General features: G+C 68.5%; 15 protein-coding genes. 5 read left to right on the top strand and 10 right to left on the bottom strand.

The window, feature by feature from the left end; genetic code table 11:
* Window positions 1-266: 266 nt before the first annotated feature.
* From CRP50_RS06435 to holA, 4 genes are all read left to right on the top strand, one after another.
* Complete coding sequence (locus CRP50_RS06435; RefSeq protein WP_097278157.1) at window positions 267-848, top strand: DUF3576 domain-containing protein; 582 nt, start codon at window positions 267-269, stop codon at window positions 846-848.
* Between the two features lie 119 nt (window positions 849-967).
* A complete protein-coding gene (leuS, locus tag CRP50_RS06430) occupies window positions 968-3,562 on the top strand; it encodes a leucine--tRNA ligase (RefSeq protein ID WP_097278156.1) in 2,595 nt (864 codons plus the stop codon).
* A gap of 14 nt (window positions 3,563-3,576) precedes the next feature.
* Window positions 3,577-4,092, top strand: coding sequence for an LPS assembly lipoprotein LptE (gene lptE / locus CRP50_RS06425; RefSeq protein WP_097278155.1), 516 nt, complete (start codon window positions 3,577-3,579; stop codon window positions 4,090-4,092).
* The gene (gene holA / locus CRP50_RS06420) at window positions 4,089-5,117 is read left to right on the top strand and encodes a DNA polymerase III subunit delta (RefSeq protein WP_097278154.1); all 1,029 of its coding nucleotides are present in this window, start codon (window positions 4,089-4,091) and stop codon (window positions 5,115-5,117) included. Before lptE ends, holA begins: the two co-directional genes overlap by 4 nt.
* A gap of 54 nt (window positions 5,118-5,171) precedes the next feature.
* Here the strand turns inward: holA and CRP50_RS06415 are convergent, their stop codons facing one another.
* The 10 genes from CRP50_RS06415 to CRP50_RS06370 form a co-directional block, all read right to left on the bottom strand.
* Complete coding sequence (locus CRP50_RS06415) at window positions 5,172-5,903, bottom strand: SIMPL domain-containing protein (RefSeq protein WP_097278153.1); 732 nt, start codon at window positions 5,901-5,903, stop codon at window positions 5,172-5,174.
* A gap of 95 nt (window positions 5,904-5,998) precedes the next feature.
* On the bottom strand, window positions 5,999-6,604 hold the full coding sequence (locus CRP50_RS06410) for a hypothetical protein (protein WP_097278152.1): 606 nt from the start codon (window positions 6,602-6,604) through the stop codon (window positions 5,999-6,001).
* A complete protein-coding gene (locus tag CRP50_RS06405; RefSeq protein WP_097278151.1) occupies window positions 6,604-7,323 on the bottom strand; it encodes an EI24 domain-containing protein in 720 nt (239 codons plus the stop codon). The genes CRP50_RS06410 and CRP50_RS06405 overlap by 1 nt, the downstream gene beginning before the upstream one ends.
* Before the next feature lie 541 nt (window positions 7,324-7,864).
* On the bottom strand, window positions 7,865-9,097 hold the full coding sequence (locus CRP50_RS06400; RefSeq protein WP_097278150.1) for a phenylacetate--CoA ligase family protein: 1,233 nt from the start codon (window positions 9,095-9,097) through the stop codon (window positions 7,865-7,867).
* Window positions 9,098-9,201: 104 nt separating this feature from the next.
* Window positions 9,202-10,053, bottom strand: coding sequence for an ABC transporter ATP-binding protein (locus CRP50_RS06395; protein ID WP_097278149.1), 852 nt, complete (start codon window positions 10,051-10,053; stop codon window positions 9,202-9,204).
* A 196-nt stretch (window positions 10,054-10,249) separates the two neighbouring features.
* Complete coding sequence (locus tag CRP50_RS06390; RefSeq protein WP_097278148.1) at window positions 10,250-11,575, bottom strand: ABC transporter substrate-binding protein; 1,326 nt, start codon at window positions 11,573-11,575, stop codon at window positions 10,250-10,252.
* A 156-nt stretch (window positions 11,576-11,731) separates the two neighbouring features.
* A complete protein-coding gene (locus tag CRP50_RS06385; protein WP_097278147.1) occupies window positions 11,732-12,814 on the bottom strand; it encodes a branched-chain amino acid ABC transporter permease in 1,083 nt (360 codons plus the stop codon).
* A 20-nt stretch (window positions 12,815-12,834) separates the two neighbouring features.
* Complete coding sequence (locus CRP50_RS06380; RefSeq protein WP_097278146.1) at window positions 12,835-13,770, bottom strand: branched-chain amino acid ABC transporter permease; 936 nt, start codon at window positions 13,768-13,770, stop codon at window positions 12,835-12,837.
* Between the two features lie 36 nt (window positions 13,771-13,806).
* Window positions 13,807-14,616, bottom strand: a complete 810-nt coding sequence (locus CRP50_RS06375; protein WP_097278145.1) for an ABC transporter ATP-binding protein — start codon at window positions 14,614-14,616, stop codon at window positions 13,807-13,809.
* A gap of 81 nt (window positions 14,617-14,697) precedes the next feature.
* Window positions 14,698-16,677, bottom strand: a complete 1,980-nt coding sequence (locus CRP50_RS06370; protein WP_097278144.1) for an AMP-binding protein — start codon at window positions 16,675-16,677, stop codon at window positions 14,698-14,700.
* Between the two features lie 505 nt (window positions 16,678-17,182).
* Here CRP50_RS06370 and acnA point away from each other — a divergent pair.
* On the top strand, window positions 17,183-19,867 hold the full coding sequence (acnA, locus tag CRP50_RS06365) for an aconitate hydratase AcnA (protein WP_097278143.1): 2,685 nt from the start codon (window positions 17,183-17,185) through the stop codon (window positions 19,865-19,867).
* Window positions 19,868-19,895: the final 28 nt, after the last annotated feature.

Below are 19,895 nucleotides of genomic sequence, written 5' to 3'. Positions count from 1 at the left end.
TCATCCCGCTCGGCGGCTACCCCGGGGGCAGTGCATCTGCGGGTGAGCCAAAGGAAGCCACGCCACCCTCCAAAGGTCAATTGATAGAGCCGATGGATCGTGTCGTTTCCCGCACAGTGTTGCCCCGACGCAACACGCGCGGGTTTACGCAAGGCTCGCACCGGCGCGCGCCGCGAGTTATAAAGGGGCGCGCACGCCCCCGCCGGGGGCGGCGCTGCGCCATCTTGCAGCGGCGCGACAGACCGATGGATACGAGAGAAGGGTTCATGAAGGGCACCACCTGCGCCTCCGGCCGTACCGTCCTCAAGCTCACGGCGACCGCACTCATTGCCGGCCTCGGCCTCGCCGCCTGCAGTCAGACGGAAGCGGTCTACCCGGAAGACAAGCGCTATCGCGGCATGAACCAGGGCGACTACCGCATGGTGAAGCCCGGCCAGAGCGAGCGGGAACGCGAGACCATCTTCGGTCAGGGCGGCCTGTTCGGCGGCGGCGGCGACGACAAGGACCAGGGCGGCGGCACCGGCATCGGCGTCAATGCCTGGCTGTGGCGCGCCTCGCTCGACACCGTCGCCTTCATGCCGCTGGTGTCGGCCGACCCCTTCGGCGGCGTCATCATCACCGACTGGTATGCCGACCCGGCCACCCCCGGCGAGCGCTTCAAGGCCAACGTCTTCATCCTCGGCCGCGAGCTGCGCGCCGACGGCGTGAAGGTGAACGTGTTCCGCCAGGTGCGCGACCCCATGGGCAACTGGGCCGATGCCCCCGTCGCCCCCGGCGTCGGCGGCGAGATGGAGGATGCGGTGCTGACCCGCGCCCGCCAGCTGCGCATCGCCTCCAACGAAGGCTGAGCGCGCCCTCGGCCGGCGCCCCGCGGGCGGCCGGCCTCCACGACCTTCCGGCGGCGCCGTCCCCTGCATGCGGGGGCGGCGCCCTTTCGACGATATAAAGAAGCAGGACGATAGCCCCGATGTCGCGATCCGACGACCGCTACAACGTCAAGGAAACCGAGGAAAAGTGGCAGCGCGAGTGGGACGAGCGCGACTCCTTCCGCGCCACCGAGGACCCGGCGCGGCAGAAGTACTACGTGCTCGAGATGTTCCCCTACCCCTCGGGGCGCATCCACATGGGCCACGTGCGCAACTACACCCTCGGTGACGTGGTCGCCCGCGCCAAGCGGGCCCAGGGCTTCAACGTGCTGCATCCCATGGGCTGGGACGCCTTCGGCCTGCCCGCCGAGAACGCCGCCATCGAACGCGGCGTGCACCCCGGCAAGTGGACGCGCGAGAACATCGCCGCCATGCGCGAGCAGTTCAAGCCCATGGGCCTGTCCATCGACTGGTCGCGCGAGATATCCACCTGCGAGCCGGAATACTACCGCCACGAACAGAAGATGTTCCTCGACTTCCTGAAGGCGGGCCTCGCCTACCGGAAGCGCAGCTGGGTCAACTGGGACCCGGTGGAGAACACCGTGCTCGCCAACGAGCAGGTGATCGACGGCAAGGGCTGGCGCTCGGGCGCCGCGGTGGAACGCCGCGAGCTGAACCAGTGGTTCCTCAAGATCACCCACTACGCCGACGACCTGCTGGCGGCGCTGGACCACCTGCCGCGCTGGCCGGAAAAGGTCCGCACCATGCAGGCCAACTGGATCGGCAAGTCGGAAGGCGCGCGCGTGTTCTGGGAGCTGACGGCCCCCGTCGCCGGCCACGACCAGACCGCCATCGAGGTCTACACCACCCGCCCCGACACCCTGTTCGGCGCCAGCTTCATCGCCCTGTCGCCGCACCACCCGCTGACCAAGGCGCTGGCCGACCAGACCCCGGGCATCACTGACTTCGTCGCCGAGTGCGACCGCATCGGCACCTCGGAAGAGGCCATCGAGACCGCCGAGAAGCGCGGCTTCGACACCGGCCTGCGGGTGCGCCATCCGCTCGACCCCGACCGCACCGTGCCGGTGTGGATCGCCAACTTCGTGCTCATGGACTACGGCACGGGCGCCATCTTCGGCTGCCCCGGCCACGACCAGCGCGACATGGACTTCGCCCGCAAGTACGGCCTGCCGGTGACCGCCGTGGTCGCCCCGCGCGACGCCGACGTCGCCGCCTTCTCCCGCGATCTGGCCGAGACCGCCACCGAGGCCTACAGCGACCCCGGCGTCGCCGTGAACTCGGGCTTCCTCGACGGGCTGGAGACGACCGAGGCCAAGCGCGCCGCCATCGAGAAGCTGGAGAGCCTCGGCAAGGGCACGGGCACGGTGCAGTTCCGCCTGCGCGACTGGGGCGTGTCGCGCCAGCGCTACTGGGGCTGCCCGGTGCCGGTCATCCACTGCGACGCCTGCGGCATCGTGCCGGTGCCGGAAGACCAGTTGCCGGTGACGCTGCCCGAGGACGTGACCTTCGACAAGCCGGGCAACCCGCTCGACCATCACCCGACCTGGAAGCACGTCGACTGCCCGACCTGCGGCAAGGCCGCGCGGCGCGAGACGGACACCTTCGACACCTTCTTCGAATCGTCGTGGTACTTCGCCCGCTTCGCCGACCCGAAGGCGGAGACGGTGGGCTTCGGCAAGGACAAGGCGGCCTACTGGCTGCCCGTCGACCAGTACATCGGCGGCGTCGAGCACGCCGTGCTGCACCTGCTCTACAGCCGCTTCTTCACCCGCGCCCTGCGCGACTGCGGCTACCTGGACGTGGCCGAGCCCTTCGAGGGCCTGTTCACCCAGGGCATGATCAACCACGAGACCTACAAGGACCAGAACGGCAAGTGGGTCGAGCCGGGTGACGTGGAGAAGACCGCCGACGGCGGCGCCAAGCGCATTTCCGACGGCGCGCCCATCGTGGTCGGCCGCTCCGAGAAGATGTCGAAGTCGAAGAAGAACACCGTCGACCCGACCCGCATCATCGACACCTACGGCGCCGACGCCGCCCGCCTGTTCATGCTGTCCGACAGCCCGCCGGACCGCGACCTCGACTGGTCCGATTCGGGCATCGAGGGCGCCTGGCGCTACCTCAACCGCCTGTGGCGGCTGGTGGCCGACTCGGGCGTCGACCTCGGCGCCCCCGGCGCGGCGGTCGGCGACTCGGCGCTGGTGCGCCAGGCCCACAAGACCGTCGCCGGCGTCACCGACGACCTGGAAGGTCTGCGCTTCAACACCGCCGTCGCCAAGATCCGCGAGCTGACCAACGCCATCGGCGATGCGGTGAAGGATGCCGCCAAGGCCGACGGCGCCGCCGTGCGCTTCGCACTCGAAACGGTGGTGCGGCTGCTCAACCCCATGACGCCGCACATCACCGAGGAACTGTGGGCCCGCCTCGGCCACGGCACCATCCTGGCCGAGACGGCATGGCCCAAGGCCGACCCCGCCCTGCTGGTGGAGGACACCGTCACCATGGCGGTGCAGGTCAACGGCAAGCTGCGCGGTACCCTCGACCTGCCCAAGGACTGCCCGAAGGATCAGGCGGAAGCCGCGGCCCTCGCCCTGCCCAACGTGCAGCAGCAGCTGGAAGGCAAGGCGCCGCGCAAGGTGATCGTCGTGCCCAACAAGATCGTGAACATCGTCGCGTGACCAAGGAGAAGCCGATGGCGTCCCGCCGCCTGATCCTGCGCGGGCTGGCCGCCGCCGGCCTCGCCTCGCTCACCGCCGCCTGCGGCTACCGCCCCCTCTACGGCGGCGGCAGCCGCGGCGGGGCGGTGACCGCCGAACTGGCCAAGGTCTTCGTGCCGCCCATCGCCGAGCGGTGGGGCCAGATCATGCGCAACGAGATGGAACATTCCATCGCCGCCGCCGGCCGCAACCAGCCCAAGGTCTACACGCTCGACGTGGCGCTCACGCGCGACAGCAGCCGCATCGGCATCCTGAAGGACGCGACGGCGACCCGCGCCACCATCCAGATGCGCGCCAACTTCCGCCTCCTGCAGGGCGACACGGTCCTGCTGCAGGACCGCATGACGGCGCTGGCCGGCTACGACATCCTCGACAACCAGTATTCCACCATCGTCGCCGAGGAAGCGGCCGAGGACCGCGCCGCCCGCGACCTGGCCGACCGCCTCATCCAGCGCATCGCCGCCTTCCTGGCGGAGCGCGCCGGGGCATGAAGCTGCAGGGCGGGCGCATCGAGGCCTTCGTCGCCCGGCCCGACCCGAAGATCCGTGCGGTGCTGGTCTACGGCCCCGACACCGGGCTGGTGCGCGAGCGCATCGACCGCCTGATGCGCACGGTGGTCGACGACCCGCAGGACCCCTTCCGCGTCGCCGACCTCACCCCCGACGACCTCAAGGCCGACCCGACGCGCCTGGTGGACGAGGCCGCCGCCCTGTCGCTCACCGGCGGCCGCCGCGTGGTGCGCCTGCGCGATGCCGCCGACGCCGTGGCGCCGCGGGTGAAGGCCTTCCTGGAAGACGGCAAGGGCGACGCCCTGGTGCTGCTGCAAGCCGGCGACCTGCCCAAGACCTCGGCCCTGCGCAAGCTGTGCGAGGGCGCCGACGACGCCGCCGCCCTGCCCTGCTACGCCGACGAAGGCGCGGGGCTGGAGACGCTGGTGCGCGACGTGCTGGGGTCGGCCGGTCTCGCCGCCTCGCCCGACGCCATGGGCTTTTTGCTGACGCACCTCGGCAGCGACCGCCAGCTCATCCGGTCGGAGCTGGACAAGCTGGTGCTCTACATGGGCGGTCGGGGACAGGTGTCGCTGGCCGACGTCGCCGCCTGCATCGGCGACACGGCGGCGCTCGGCCTCGATGATCTCGCCTATGCCGTCGCCGACGGCGACAACGCGACGGCCCAGCGCGTGCTCGACCGCCTGTACCGCGAGGGCACCAACCCGGTCGGCGTGCTGCGCTCGCTGCAGCGCCACTTCCAGCGCCTGCACCTGGCGGTCGGCGCCATGCAGGCGGGCAAGACGGCGGATCAGGCGGTGGCGTCGCTGCGCCCGCCGGTGTTCTTCAAGGTGGCCGACCGCTTCAAGGGGCAGATGCGGCGGTGGACGGTGCCGCTCATCGGCCAGGCCCTCGACTTGCTGCTGGAGGCCGAAATGGACTGCAAGACCACCGGCCTGCCGGCGGAAGAGATGTGCGCCCGCGCCGTCATGCAGGTCGCCCGCGCCGCCGGCGCCGTCAGGCGCTGAACCAGAAAGTTGCCGCAAGGCGCTGACGGCGCCGACGGCGCGCGCCGTCGGGCTTCAGTCCGTCAGGCGGTATTCCACGGTCGACACCACCCGCAGGGTCTTCTCGATCTGGCGTTCTTCCATGGCGCCGGGCACCTGGTCGCGCGGCAGGATCTGGAACAGGCCCTGATTGGCCGACTGGATGCCGGCGAGCGTGCTGCCCGAGTCGTGGGCGAACTGCTCGGCGGCGGCGCGGGCGTTGGCCGTCGCCTCGGCGATCATGGCCGGCTTCAGGTCGTTCAGTCGGGTGAACAGAAAGATGGGTGCCGTGCCGCCCGGCATGCCTTCCGACGAGATGACGACGCCGCGGTCCACCAGATCGCCCACCTTCTGGCCGGCATCGAACACCCGCTCCACCTCGGGGCTGCGCACCAGCAGGGTCTGGGCGACGATGAAGCGGTTCTCGACGGGGCCGGAGCGGTAGAGCTGGGCGAACAGGTCGGTCACCTCGAGCCCCTGCACCTGGATCTCGCCGGTGCCGATGCCGTTGGCTTCCAGGAACTCGCGCACCGCCACGCCGTCGGCGCGGATCTTCTGCTGCACGGCGTCCAGGCTGTCGCCGGTGGCGGTGAAGCGCAGCGGCCACAGGGCGAGGTCGGCCTGCACGTCGCGCTCGGCCAGACCCTTCACCGACACGACGCGGGTCGCCTCGCGGCCGTGCAGGAAGCCCCAGCCGGTGAAGGCACCGGCGGCGGCGATGCCGACGGCCAGGACGGCGGCGGCGACGAAAGTGGTGCGGGTGCTCATGGCGGCTCGGGTCCCCCGATGGTGGTGCAGTGGGGGAACGGTGCTCCGCCAAAGTGGCGACCTTAGGGCGGACCTCTGCCTCGTTTCCGCCGCGCTCAGTCGCGCCCGGGCGTGCGCGCCCGCACGTGGGCGGCGCAGGTCTTGCCGTCGATGGCCGGCGCGTCCACCGGCCGCAGCGCAACGTGCGCCACCTGCAAGGCGCCCGCCGTGCCCTCGGGATAGAACACGAGGTCGAGGACGCAGGCGCCGGTGCGGTACTGCCACACCTCCGCCGGCGGCTCGCGGCGGCGCAGTGTGGCGTCGCCGAAGGCCGTCTGCACCACGGCCGGCGCCTTGCCGACGAACCCGGCGGGATCGGGCGCGGCGGCGATGGCCTTGGCATCGAGCACCGGGCGCGGCAGGGCGGCCACCTGCTCCTCCCGCGGCGCCGGCGACGCGGCTTCGGCAGGCGCGGCGGCGGCGGGAGTGGTGACGGGTTCCGGCGCCGGCTGGGTCCGCGCCGGGGCGACCGGCACCGGCGTCTCGCGCACTGCCGGGGCCGCCGTGGAGGTGCGGGCGGGGCTCGCGGAGCGATTGGCGACGGACACCAGCACCTCGGTCCCGTCGGCCTGCAGCACCCGCACCGGGCGATCGCCCGTACAGGCGGCGAGCGCGAGGACGGCGGCCACGGCGGCGGCGGGCAGGAGACGCGGCGGGGTCATCAGCGGCCGGCTCCGGCGAGGCCGGCACCGGTGTCCGGCAGCAGGTCGTGGCGACGCAACAGGCGGGTGGCGACGTGGGTCATGGCGGCGGTTCCGACGACGGCGGCGACGATGTTCACGAAGGGCACCGTCGACAGGAAGGTGATGATGGCGCCCACCAGCCACAGCCGCCCCATGTGCCGCTTGCGCAGGGTGCGCACGGTGGCGGGGTCGGCACGACGCAGGGCCACCACCTCGAAGTATTCGCGCGACAGCAGGTAGCCGTTCAGGGCGTAGAACAGCACCAGCGACATGGGCGGCACCAGCATGAGGAACAGGTAGAGCGGCAGCGCCACCAGGTTCAGGCCGACGGTAATGGCGGCGAACTTCACCGTGGTGCCGAGCACCTCGGCCAGCGGCTGCTCGCGGTTGGGCGGCAGGCCGGGGTAGTGGCGGTCCTCCACCGCGTCGGCCACCTGCTCCAGGAAGAAGCCGATGACGACGGTGGTCAGCGCCGGGAAGAACAGCAGCGACAGCACGAAGACGGCGACGCCGCCCAGCACGTCCACCAGCGCATCCACCCACGGCAGCGACACCACGGCGGTGGACGACAACGCCCAGGCGAGGCCGACGGCGAGCAGCACGTAGACCACCAGCGCGGCGATCAGGCCGAGAATGACCACCGACCGGATGCGGCGGTCGGGAAGCTGGGCGAAGGCTTTGACGAAGGCGTCGATCACGGGGCGTCGGTCCTCTGCACTGCCACGGGCGCCCCAAGCATCACCGCCGGACGCCCCGTGTCAAGCGTGGGCGTACGAATGGGACCGGGTTCACGACGTCACCGGGGACGCGGAGGATGGGCGGATCGCGTCCGGCCTTGTCAATTTCTTCCGACATTTCAATCACTTGTCATGCCCGGCCTCCGAGCCGGGCATCCACGGCGTGCACTGCGCCAGCCGTGGAGGGCGGTGCGGACAGGTGGTCGAGGCCGGTGACGCCGTGGATGGCCGGGTCAAGCCCGGCCATGACAATTTTTGCTGTGGCATCAACACCTTGTCATGCCCGGCCTCCGAGCCGGGCGTCCACGGCGTGCACGGCGCCTGCCGTGAAGGACGGTGCGGACAAACGGCTGAGGCCGGTGACGCCGTGGATGGCCGGGTCGAGCCCGGCCATGACAATTTTCGGTGGAATTTCAATAACTTGGCATGCCCGACCACCGAGCCGGGCGTCCACGGCGTACACCGCGGCCGCCGTGGAGGACGCCTCGCCCCCGACCCCGCCCTATTCGTACGTCCGCTCGTCGCTGATGACCTTGCCGTCGTTGGGCAGCGAGCCCGGCGCCACCAGTTCCACCGCGCCCTTCAGCTTGACCACCTCGCGCAGGCTGTCGGCCACGGCGGCGGCGAGGGCGGCGTCGGTGGAGGTGCTTTCGGCGCGCAGGGTCATCTGGTCGACGTTGTCGACGCTGGTGACCACGAGGCGGGCCTTCATCAGGTCCGGGTGGCGCTTGACCACGGCGGCGACCTGCTCGGGGTGGACGAACATGCCCTTCACCTTGGTGGTCTGGTCGGCGCGGCCCATCCAGCCCTTGATGCGCATGTTGGTGCGGCCGCACGGGCTGATGCCGGGCAGCACGGCGCTCATGTCGCCGGTGCCGAAGCGGATGAGGGGGTATTCGCGGGTGAACACCGTCACCACCACCTCGCCGACCTCGCCCTCGGGCACCGGGTCGCCGGTGCCGGGGCGGACGATTTCGACGATGGCGTCCTCGGAGCAGATCATGCCCTCCAGAGCCTCGGACTCGTAGGCGATGACGCCGAGATCGGCGGTGGCGTAGGCCTGATAGGCGAGCACGCCGAGGTCCTTGATCTGCGCCCGCAGCGACGGCGGCAGCGCCTCGCCGGACACCAGCGCCTTCTTCAGGGACGAGCAGTCGAGGCCGAGTTCCGCCGCCTTCTCCAGGATGATGCGCAGGAAGCTGGGCGTGCCGGTGTAGCCGGCCGGCTTCATGGCGGCGACGGCCTGGGCCTGCAACTCCGTCTGGCCGACGCCGGCGGGGAAGACGGTGCAGCCGAGGGCGCGGGCGCCGTTGTCGAGGATCCAGCCGCCCGGGGTGAAGTGATAGCTGAAGGTGTTGTGCACCAGGTCGCCGGGGCGGAAGCCGGCGGCGAACAGGGCGCGGGCGGCGCGCCAGTAGTCGTCGCCGACGCCTTCCGGCTCATGGATCGGGCCGGGGCTCTGGAACATGTGGCCGAGGCGCAGGCCGCCCGCCACCAGACCGCCGAAGGGCGGGTCGTTCTTCTGCAGCTCGATGAGGTCGTGCTTGCGGGTGACCGGCAGCGCCGCCAGGTCGGCGCGGCTGCGCAGATCCTCGGGCGCCACGTCGGCGAGCAGGCGGCCGAAGTAGGGCGCCGCCGCCTTGGCGTGGGCGACGGTGTCGCGCAGGGAGGCCATCAGCGCGGTCTCGCGCGTCTCGGCGTCGCGGGTTTCCAGGGCGTCGAAATGCTCGGTCATGGCGCGGGGCTCCCGATGTCGTCGTCTTATGCAGAAGGCATGATAGGCAGGGAAAGGGGCCGTGCAAGTGCTCGCACGGCCCCCGTCGCCCGTGGTGTCGGCGCTTACAGCCAGCGCTTGCGGCGGCGGTAATGCTTGACGTCGCGGAAGCTCTTGCGGTCGCCGCCGGACAGGCCGAGGTAGAATTCCTTCACGTCGTCGTTCTCGCGCAGGCGGGCGGCATCGCCTTCCATCACCACGCGGCCGTTTTCCAGGATGTAGCCGAACTTGGCGTAGCGCAGCGCCACCATGGTGTTCTGCTCGGCCAGGATGAACGACACGTTTTCCTGTTCGTTCAGCTGCTTGACGATCTCGAAGATTTCCTCGACCAACTGCGGCGCGAGGCCCATGGAGGGCTCGTCGAGCAGGATGACCTTGGGGCGCGCCATCATGGCGCGGCCGATGGCGACCATCTGCTGCTCGCCGCCCGAGGTATAGCCGGCCTGGCTGCTGCGGCGTTCCTTCAGGCGCGGGAAGTAGTGGTAGACGCGCTCGAGGTCTTCCTTGACGGCACTGTTGCCGTCGCGGCGGGTGTAGGCGCCGGTGAGGAGGTTCTCCTCGACGGTCAGGTGCTCGAAGCAGTGGCGGCCTTCCATGACCTGGATGACGCCGCGCTTGACGAGGTCGGAGGGCGTCAGCGCGTCGATGCGCTCGCCGCGGTATTCGATGGAACCCTTGGTCACCTCGCCGCGCTCGGCGCGCAGCAGGTTGGACACGGCCTTCAGGGTGGTGGTCTTGCCGGCGCCGTTGGCGCCCAGCAGCGCGGTGATGCCGCCCTCGTGAAGCTGGAGCGACACGCCCTTGAGGACCAGGATGACGTGGTCGTAGATGACTTCGATGTTGTTGACGGAGAGGATGGGCTGCGCGTCCTGCGCGGCCGGCGCCTCGCCGACGACCTTCACGGCGGCTTCGCTCACGGCTTTACCTCATGCAAAAACGGTTCTCTGTCGCGGCGGGCAGTCCGGACGGCGACGCGGCGCGTCGACGACCGGCCGGGCCGACCGGCCCGGCGCCGCGCAAGCGGCGGGAGCCAAGGGCGCGGATGCGCCCGCCCGGCGCCTGAGGGCGCCGGGGATCGCCGAAGCGATCCCCGGCAGGCACAAGGCCCCTACCTCAGCTTTCCTTCGAGCAGTCGCGCGGCTCGATGTTCTTCTCCTTGGCGTAGGCGGCCGCGGAGTCTTCGTACATCTTACGCAGGTACTCGTCGCGGTTCGGCATGATCCAGTCGGAGACCGGCTTCCAGGCCTTGCCGTCCCACTGCTGGATCAGCACGGCGCCGCCGCCTTCGTGATCGGCGCAGGACAGCTTCACCGGGTTGAGCAGGCCGGTCAGGCCCAGTTCCTTGAGGCGGGCTTCGCTCAGGTCGATGTTCTCGATGCCCCAGCGCACCTCTTCCGGCGTCAGCGGGCGCTTGCCGTACTTGTCCTGCGCGACCTTGATGCCTTCGGCGGTGAACACGGCCGAGATCAGGCCGCGGTTGTAGAGGATGTCACCCACTTCGTCGGCCGGGCCGGCGCCCTTGTTCTTGCCGTGGACGTGGGTCTTGACCTCGTTGATGACCGGGAAGTCGGCACCGGCGCCGTGGAACTGCGCCGACAGGTAGCCCTTGGAGACGGCACCGGCGGCCTCGACGTCCACTTCCGAACCGGCCCACCAGTTGCCGATGAACTTGTCCATCGGGTAACCGACGGCGGCCGCTTCCTTGATGGCGGTCGAGTTCATGACGCCCCAGCCCCACATGATGGTGTAGTCGGGACGCAGCTGACGGCCGATCTTCAGCCAGGTGGCCTTCTGCTCGAGGCCCGGGTGGGCGACCGGGAACAGCTCCAGCTTGAAGCCGTGCTTCTCGGCCAGGTACTCGAGGGTCTTGATGGGCTCCTTGCCGTAGGCGCTGTCGTGGTAGACCAGCGCGATGGTCTTGCCCTTCAGGTCGCCTTCCTTGGCGGCGATGTGCTGCACGATGGCGTCGGCACCGGCCCAGTAGGTCACCGGCAGGGTGAAGACCCACGGGAAGATGGTGCCGTCGGAGGCGTCGGCCCGGCCGAGGCCCGAGGTGATCATGGGGATCTTGTCGGCCTTCAGGCGGTCGAGCAGGGCGTAGGTGATGCCGGTCGACAGGGGCTGGAAGACGGCCGGGCTGTTGCCCTTCATCTTCTCGTAGCACTCGACGCCCTTGTCGTTGTTGTAGGCGGTGTCGCACTCTTCGTAGACGATCTTCACGCCGCCGATGCCGCCGTCGCGCTCGTTCAGCAGGGTGAAGTAGTCGGCGTAGCCGTTGGCCCAGGGAATGCCGCCCGGGGCATAGGGGCCGGAGCGGTAGACGGTACCCGGAACGTACTGGCCGCCGTCCTGGGCCATGGCGGCCGTGTCGGTCAGCATGGTCGCGCCGAAACCGATGGCGAGCGCGATGGCGGCGGCGGAAAGCTTCTTGAACGTCATGTCTGAAAGTCCTCCCTTGGACCTTTAGGTCGGGTCTGTGTTCTTTCGTTGCGGCTTCCGGCCGGGGACGATTCCCGGGTCCGGACGCGGCGCCGCACCTTCTTCGAGGGTCTTTGCGCCGCGGGAACTCAGTGTGATCCGGTCATGGCCCTTGGATCAATACGGGAAGGGCCACAGGCGCAACTTCTCCTTCAGGATCTGCCACAGACGGGCGAGGCCGTGCGGCTCGACGATCAGGAAGAAGATGATGAGGGCGCCGAAGATCATGAACTCGAGGTGCGACACCACGTCGACCGGGATGTCGAGGCCGAGCAGGTGCGGCGCGTTGGTCAGCAGGATCGGCAGGGCGATGATGAAGCCCGCGCCCAGGAACGACCCGAGGATCGAGCCGAGGCCGCCGATGATGATCATGAACAGCACCTGGAAGGAGCGGTTGATGTCGAAGGCCAGCGGCTCCACCGAACCGGTGTAGAGGAAGGCCCACATGGCGCCCGCCACACCGCAGTAGAAGGAGCTGATGGCAAAGGCCGACAGCTTGGTCTGCAGCGGCTTGATGCCGATGATTTCCGCCGCGATGTCCATGTCGCGCACGGCCATCCAGCGCCGCCCGATGGACGACCGCACCAGGTTCTTGGCGGCCAGCGCCAGGATGGCGACCAGGGCCAGGGCGAACAGGTACTTGGTGGACGCGGCGGCCTGCGGACCGGTCACGTAGATGTCGGTGAACAGGATGGTGCGCGGCGGCGCCGAGATCACGCCCGAGGTGGAGTAGTTGGTGAACCACGGCACCTTGTTGTACAGCCACAGCAGGAAGAACTGCGCGGCCAGCGTCGCCACGGCGAGATAGAAGCCCTTGATGCGCAGGGACGGGATGCCGAACAGCACGCCGACGCCGGCGGTCACCACGCCCGACAGCAGGAACACCGCTTCGATGGGCATGCCGGGGAAGGCGGTGGACAGCTTGTAGGCGGCGAAGGCGCCCGTCGCCATGAAGCCGCCGGTGCCGAGCGACAGCTGGCCGGCGTAGCCGGTCAGCAGGTTCAGGCCCAGCGCCGCCATGCTCATGACCAGGAAGGGCATGAAGATGGTGCCGATCCAGTAGTCGTTGGACAGCACGGGCACGGCGACGGCGGCGATGGCCAGAAGGCCCAGGATGACGATGCGATCCTGCGCGATGGGGAAGATGGCCCAGTCCCTGGCGTAGGACGTCTTGAACTGGCCTGCCTCACGGTACAGCATGTTTCAGTCTCTCCCCTCGCTCAGACGCGCTCGATGATCTTCTCGCCGAACAGGCCCTGCGGCCGGAACAGCAGGAAGACGAGGGCGAGCATGTAGGCGAACCAGTCTTCGATGGCACCGCCGAACGCGGCACCCCAGAACACCTCCGCCACCTTCTCGCCGACACCGACGATGAGGCCGCCGACGATGGCGCCGGGGATGGAGGTGAAGCCGCCGAGGATGAGCACCGGCAGGGCCTTCAGCGCCACCAGGGCGAGGGAGAACTGCACGCCGAGCTTGGAACCCCACATGATGCCGGCGACCAGGCCGACCAGGCCGGCGACGGTCCACACGATGGCCCAGATGGTCTTCAGCGGAATGCCGACCGACAGGGCCGCCTGGTGGTCGTCGGCGACGGCGCGCAGCGCACGGCCGACGCGGGTCTTCTGGAAGAACACCGCGAGCACCAGCACCAGCAGGCCGGCGACGACGGCGGCGAAGATGTCGAACTGGTTGATGAACACGCCGCCGACGTCGATGGGCGTCTGCGGGATGCCGATGTCCAGCACCTTCACGTCCGACCCCCAGATGGTCTGGCCGAAGCCGTCCAGGAAGTACGTGATGCCGATGGTGGCCATGAACAGGATGATGTGCGGCTGGTTGACCAGCTTGCCCAGCACCAGGCGTTCCACGGCGATGGCGACCAGCGCCATGATGCCCATGGTCAGCACCAGCGCGATGGACCAGTGCAGCCCGTGCTCCATCAGTCCGGCGAAGGACAGGGCGGCGAACAGCACCATGGCGCCCTGGGCGAAGTTGAACACGCCCGAGGCCTTGAAGATCAGCACGAAGCCGAGCGCGACGAGGGAGTACATCACCCCCGACAGCAGGCCGCCGATGACCACTTCCACGAAGAACAGCGGGTACTGGCCGATCTGCACGAAGGGCTCGACGAAGACGGAAGAAAGGAAGTCCATCACGCGGCTCCTCGGCTCATAGTGCGAATAGCATCCTTACGCGGCATGGCTCACCCCCAGGTAGGCGTCGATGACTTCCTGGTTGGCGCGTACCGCATCGGGCACGTCCTCGGCCAGCTTGCGGCCGTAGTCGAGCACCACCACGCGGTCGGAGATGTCCATCACCACGCCCATGTCGTGCTCGATGAGCACGATGGTGGTGCCGAACTCGTCGTTCACGTCCAGGATGAAGCGGCACATGTCCTCCTTCTCCTCGACGTTCATGCCCGCCATGGGCTCGTCGAGCAGCAGGAGTTCCGGCTGCGCCGCCAGGGCACGGCCGAGTTCGACGCGCTTCTGCAGGCCGTAGGGCAGGCGCCCGACCGGCGTCTTGCGGATGCTCTCGATCTCGAGGAAGTCGATGATGCGCTCCACGTGCTCGCGGTGGGCGATCTCTTCCTTCTGGCCGAGGCCCCAGTACAGGGCCTGGGCGAAGATGTTCGACTTCATCATGGTGTTGCGGCCCGTCATGATGTTGTCGAGCGCGCTCATGCCCTTGAACAGGGCGATGTTCTGGAACGTGCGGGCGATGCCCTGGCGTGCCGCCTCGTGCGGCCGCATGCGCGAGCGGGCCTGCCCCTTGTAGGTGATCACGCCTTCCTGCGGATGATAGAAGCCGTTGATCACGTTGAGCATGGAGCTCTTGCCGGCGCCGTTCGGGCCGATGATCGACAGGATCTCGTGCTCGCGCACGGTGAAGCTGATGTTGGTGAGGGCGCGGACGCCGCCGAAGGACAACGAGATGTTGTCGACCTTCAGCACCACGTCGCCGATGCGCCTGCCCGTGTCCTGGCCTGTGGCGGACATGCAGTGCCTCCCTGGTGTTTCTTCCTCGGGCGCCGCTCTTGCGGCGGCTGCCCGGCGTGACTGTGGGTTGAGCCCGGTGCGTCAGGCGGTCTTGCGCAAGGCCGTCTCGGTCGGCGCCGCCGCCTCGAAGCCCTTGACGTCGCGGATCTTGAGGTCGGCCTTCAGCACGCCCTTGCGGCCGTCCTCGAAGGTCACCTCGCTTTCCACCTTCACCATCGGCACGCCGCTGTAGAGGGCGTCGATCTGCGCCGCATAGCGCTCGGCGATGAACCGGCGGCGCACCTTGCGGGTGCGGGTCAGTTCGCCGTCGTCGGCGTCCAGTTCCTTGTGAAGGGTGAGGAACCGCCGGATCTGGCAGTGCGACAGCATGGGATCCTTCTTGAGGTCCGCATTCACCTTCTGCACGCACTCTTCGATCAGGTCGTAGATCTCGCCGCGGGCGGCCAGGTCCTGGAAGCCCGAGTACGGGATGCCGCGCCGTTCCGCCCAGTTGCCGCAGGCTTCCAGGTCGATGTTGACGAAGGCGGTCACGTAGTCGCGCTCGTGGCCGAAGGCCACCGCTTCCTTGATGAACGGGAAGAACTTGAGCTTGTTTTCCAGGTACTTGGGCGGGAACATGCCGCCGTTGGTCAGCTTGCCCACGTCCTTGGCGCGGTCGATGATCTTCAGCTGGCCGTCACCGTCGAAGAAGCCGGCGTCGCCGGTCTTCACCCAGTTGTCGGCGTCCTTGGTCTCGGCCGTGCCCTCGGGGTTCTTGTAGTAGCCGACGAACACGCCGGGGCTGCGGTAGAGCACCTCGCCGTTGTCGTCGATCTTGACCTCGACCTCGGGGGCCGGCAGGCCGACGGTGTCGGACTTGATGGCGCCGGTCGGCTGCACGCAGACGAACACCGAGGCCTCGGTCTGGCCGTAGAGCTGCTTGGTGTTGATGCCGAGCGAGCGGTAGAAGTCGAAGATCTCCGGCCCGATGGCCTCGCCGGCGGTGTAGGCCAGCTTGAGGCGCGACAGGCCGAGCACGTTCTTCAGCGGGCCGTAGACCAGGATGTTGCCCAGCCAGTACTTGAAGCGGTCACCGAAGGGAACCGGCTTGCCGTCCAGGATCTGCGGGCCGCACGTCTTGGCGACGTCCATGAAGTAGTTGAACATCTTCCGCTTCATCGGCGCCGCATCTTCCATGCGGATCATCACCGAGGTCAGCAGGTTTTCATAGATGCGCGGCGGGGCGAAGTAGTAGGTCGGCCCGATCTCGCGCAGGTCGATCATCAGCGTGTCGCCGCTTTCCGGGCAGTTGACCGTGTAGCCGCAGACATAGGCCTGGGCGAGCGAGAAGATGTGGTCGCCGACCCACGCCATGGGCAGGTAGGCCACCGTCTCCTCGGCATCGCTCAGCCCTTCGAGGGCGGAGGCGTTGCGCGCGGTGATCAGCACGTTGTCGTAGGACAGCATCACGCCCTTGGGCTTGCCGGTCGTGCCCGAGGTATAGAGCATGATGCCGATGTCGGAGCCCTTGGTCTTGGCGATTTCCGCCTCGATGAAGCCGGGGTTCTTCTTCAGGAAGTCCCGGCCCATCTCCTGCACCTTGCCGTAGGCGTGCAGGAAGGGCTGGTCGTAGTGGCGCATGCCCCGTTCGTCCTCGTAGACGAAGGTTTCGAGCTTGGGGCAGCGGTCCTTGATCTCGAGCAGCTTGTCGACCTGCTCCTGGTCCTCGACGACGGCGATGCGGGCCTCGGCGTGGTCGAGGACGTACTGCATCTCCTCGGCCACCGAGTCCTGGTACATGGGCACCGGGGTCGCGCCCAGGCACTGCGCGGCGACCATGGCCCAGTACATGTGCGGCCGGTTGTCGCCGACGATGGCGAGCACCTCGCCACGCTTCAGGCCGAGCGCCGCCAGGCCGCCGGCGAAGGCGAAGATCTCGTCCTTCATCTCGGCCCAGGTCCAGCTCTGCCAGATGCCGAGATCCTTCTCGCGCATGGCGTCCTTGCCGCCGCGCACCGCGACATGGTGCAGCAGGAGCTTGGGGAACGTGTCCATCTCGCGGGTGGAGGTGATGCCGCTCATCGGGCGACCCTCCCCGCCTGCGCGGTGGACGGAATTCGGGCATGATAAGCCCGCAGTGCGGGCAGGACCTCGGACATCGAACAACCTCCCTAAGCCGTCGAGGGCGCCGGTTTTCCGGCCTTTTGACCCTCGCGAAAGCCGCCGCCCCGTGCGACCGTTTTTCGGTCGTCTATGCCTGGAGGGGCATCATTGCATACACACGGCCTCTGTTTTGTATCAAGTAACCCGAATCTCCGGCGGGGGTCAAGCGGGTTGGCGGATAATTTTCGAACCCCGTCCGGCGGGCCGCGAGACACGCCGTTGCGCGCAAACCCTGGACTTTCGCAACTTCCGGCGAGTCCCACCCTGCCCGGAACCCACCCGCTGGGGTGGGTGATCCGGCGCGCACACGTGGGTGGCCTACCCGGATGCACTGGACAAACCTGCGCAAGTGTGGTGTAAGGCGATCGCCCGACCTGCGGGGCGGACTCTGCCGTACCCACCCACTTGAGCCGAGGAGCGATCCATGCCCCTGTGTGGCCATGACACCCTCAAGACGCGCCGTACCCTTACCGTCGGCGGCAAGGACTACGACTATTTCAGCCTGAGCGCCGCCGCCGAGGCCGGCCTGGGCGACGTCTCCAGCCTGCCCTACTCCATGAAGGTGCTGCTGGAGAACCTGCTGCGCTACGAAGACGGCCGCACCGTCTCGGTCGACGACGTCAAGGCCGCCGCCGAATGGCTCAAGACCCGCCGCTCCGACCGCGAGATCGCCTATCGCCCGGCCCGCGTGCTGATGCAGGACTTCACCGGCGTGCCCGCCGTGGTCGACCTGGCCGCCATGCGTGACGCCGTCGTCGCCATGGGCGGCGACGCCAAGAAGATCAACCCGCTGTCCCCCGTCGACCTGGTCATCGACCACTCGGTGATGATCGACTTCTTCGGCACGCCCGACGCGCTGCAGAAGAACATGGACATCGAGTTCGAGCGCAACGGCGAGCGCTATGCGTTCCTGCGCTGGGGCCAGAAGGCGTTCGACAACTTCCGAGTCGTGCCCCCGGGCGCCGGCATCTGCCACCAGGTGAACCTGGAGCACCTGGCCCGCGTGGTGTGGACCGGCGACGAATCGGGCCGCACCATCGCCTACCCCGACACCCTCGTCGGCACCGACAGCCACACCACCATGGTCAACGGCCTGGGCGTGCTGGGCTGGGGCGTGGGCGGCATCGAGGCGGAAGCGGCCATGCTCGGCCAGCCGATCTCCATGCTCATCCCCGAGGTCATCGGCTTCAAGCTGACCGGCAAGATGGCCGAGGGCATCACCGCCACCGACCTCGTGCTGACCGTCGTGCAGATGCTGCGCAAGAAGGGCGTGGTCGGCAAGTTCGTGGAATTCTACGGCCCCGGCCTCGACAACCTGCCGCTGGCCGACCGCGCCACCATCGGCAACATGGGCCCGGAATACGGCGCCACCTGCGGCATCTTCCCGGTCGACGCCGAGACCCTGCGCTACATGCGCACCACCGGCCGCACCGACGAGCAGATCGCCCTGACCGAAGCCTACGCCAAGGCCCAGGGCATGTGGCGCGACGCCTCCACCCCGGACCCGGTGTTCACCGACACCCTGGAGCTGGACATGGGCACCGTCGAGCCGTCGCTCGCCGGTCCGAAGCGTCCGCAGGACCGCATCGCCCTGTCGGGCGTGCCGGCCAGCTTCGAGCAGACCTTCGCCGCCGACGGCAAGGGTGCCGCCACGGACCGCAAGGTCGAGGTGAAGGGCGAGGGCTACACCCTGTCCGACGGTGACGTCGTCATCGCCGCCATCACGTCCTGCACCAACACCTCGAACCCGAGCGTGCTGATGGCCGCCGGTCTGGTCGCCAAGAAGGCGGTCGAGAAGGGCCTTTCCCGCAAGCCGTGGGTCAAGACCTCGCTCGCCCCGGGCTCCCAGGTCGTGCAGGACTACCTGGAGAAGGCCGGCCTGCAGACCTACCTCGACCAGGTCGGCTTCAACATCGCCGGCTTCGGCTGCACCACCTGCATCGGCAACTCCGGCCCGCTCGACGAGCCGATCGCCAATGCCATCGACGGCAACGACATGCTGGTTTCGGCCGTGCTGTCGGGCAACCGCAACTTCGAAGGTCGCATCAGCCCGCACGTGAAGGCCAACTACCTCGCCAGCCCGCCGCTGGTGGTGGCCTACGCGCTCGCCGGCTCGGTGAAGGTCGACCTGTTCAACGACCCCATCGGCACCGGCAAGGACGGCCAGCCCGTCTACCTGAAGGACATCTGGCCCACCAGCCAGGAAGTCGCCGACGCGGTGGAGCAGAACATCAACAGCGCGATGTTCCGCAACCGCTACGACAACGTCTTCGCCGGCCCGCAGATGTGGCAGAACATCGCCGTCACCGGCGGCGAGACCTATGCGTGGGACGACAGCTCGACCTACGTGAAGAACCCGCCGTACTTCGTGAACATGGACAAGAACCCCAAGGGCTTCTCCGACTTCACGGGCATGCGGCCGCTGGCGATCCTGGCCGATTCGGTCACCACCGACCACATCTCGCCGGCCGGGTCCATCAAGGCCGCCAGCCCCGGTGGCAAGTACCTGATGGAGAACGGCGTCGACCAGAAGGACTTCAACAGCTACGGCGCCCGCCGCGGCAACCACGAAGTCATGATGCGCGGCACCTTCGCCAACATCCGCATCCGCAACGAAATGGCGCCCGGCACCGAGGGCGGCGTGACCAAGCACCAGCCCACCGGTGACGTCATGCCGATCTACGACGCTGCCATGAAGTACGCCGAAACCGGCACCCCGCTCGTCGTGGTGGCCGGCAAGGAATACGGCACCGGCTCGTCGCGCGACTGGGCGGCCAAGGGCACCAACCTGCTTGGCGTCAAGGCCGTGATCGTCGAGAGCTTCGAGCGTATCCACCGCTCCAACCTGGTCGGCATGGGCGTGCTGCCCCTGCAGTTCAAGGACGGCATGGACCGCAAGACCCTGAAGCTCGACGGCACCGAGACCTTCGACATCACCGGCATCGCCGACGGCATCAAGCCGCGCCAGGACGTCGACGTGACGATCCATCGCGCCGACGGCTCGTCGGAGACCATCCAGGTGCTGTGCCGCATCGACACCCTGGACGAGGTCGAGTACTACCGCCACGGCGGCATCCTGCAGTACGTGCTGCGCAACCTGGCCTCCTGAGGCCACGCGCGCAGACGCAGGACGTGAA

Source organism: Caenispirillum bisanense (genome assembly GCF_900230255.1).
Classification (GTDB): Bacteria; Pseudomonadota; Alphaproteobacteria; order Rhodospirillales; family Rhodospirillaceae; genus Caenispirillum; species Caenispirillum bisanense_A.
The sequence above is the reverse complement of the archived record's forward strand: the minus strand, read 5'-3'. Positions and strand labels throughout refer to the sequence as shown.

Excerpts from the sequence above, each read along its gene's own strand:
- CRP50_RS06435 (WP_097278157.1), top strand. The coding sequence starts at position 267 with ATGAAGGGCACCACCTGCGCCTCCGGCCGTACCGTCCTCAAGCTCACG.
- leuS (WP_097278156.1), top strand. The coding sequence starts at position 968 with ATGTCGCGATCCGACGACCGCTACAACGTCAAGGAAACCGAGGAAAAG.
- lptE (WP_097278155.1), top strand. The coding sequence starts at position 3,577 with ATGGCGTCCCGCCGCCTGATCCTGCGCGGGCTGGCCGCCGCCGGCCTC.
- holA (WP_097278154.1), top strand. The coding sequence starts at position 4,089 with ATGAAGCTGCAGGGCGGGCGCATCGAGGCCTTCGTCGCCCGGCCCGAC.
- CRP50_RS06415 (WP_097278153.1), bottom strand. The coding sequence starts at position 5,903 with ATGAGCACCCGCACCACTTTCGTCGCCGCCGCCGTCCTGGCCGTCGGC.
- CRP50_RS06410 (WP_097278152.1), bottom strand. The coding sequence starts at position 6,604 with ATGACCCCGCCGCGTCTCCTGCCCGCCGCCGCCGTGGCCGCCGTCCTC.
- CRP50_RS06400 (WP_097278150.1), bottom strand. The coding sequence starts at position 9,097 with ATGACCGAGCATTTCGACGCCCTGGAAACCCGCGACGCCGAGACGCGC.
- CRP50_RS06390 (WP_097278148.1), bottom strand. The coding sequence starts at position 11,575 with ATGACGTTCAAGAAGCTTTCCGCCGCCGCCATCGCGCTCGCCATCGGT.
- CRP50_RS06385 (WP_097278147.1), bottom strand. The coding sequence starts at position 12,814 with ATGCTGTACCGTGAGGCAGGCCAGTTCAAGACGTCCTACGCCAGGGAC.
- CRP50_RS06380 (WP_097278146.1), bottom strand. The coding sequence starts at position 13,770 with ATGGACTTCCTTTCTTCCGTCTTCGTCGAGCCCTTCGTGCAGATCGGC.
- CRP50_RS06375 (WP_097278145.1), bottom strand. The coding sequence starts at position 14,616 with ATGTCCGCCACAGGCCAGGACACGGGCAGGCGCATCGGCGACGTGGTG.
- CRP50_RS06370 (WP_097278144.1), bottom strand. The coding sequence starts at position 16,677 with ATGAGCGGCATCACCTCCACCCGCGAGATGGACACGTTCCCCAAGCTC.
- acnA (WP_097278143.1), top strand. The coding sequence starts at position 17,183 with ATGCCCCTGTGTGGCCATGACACCCTCAAGACGCGCCGTACCCTTACC.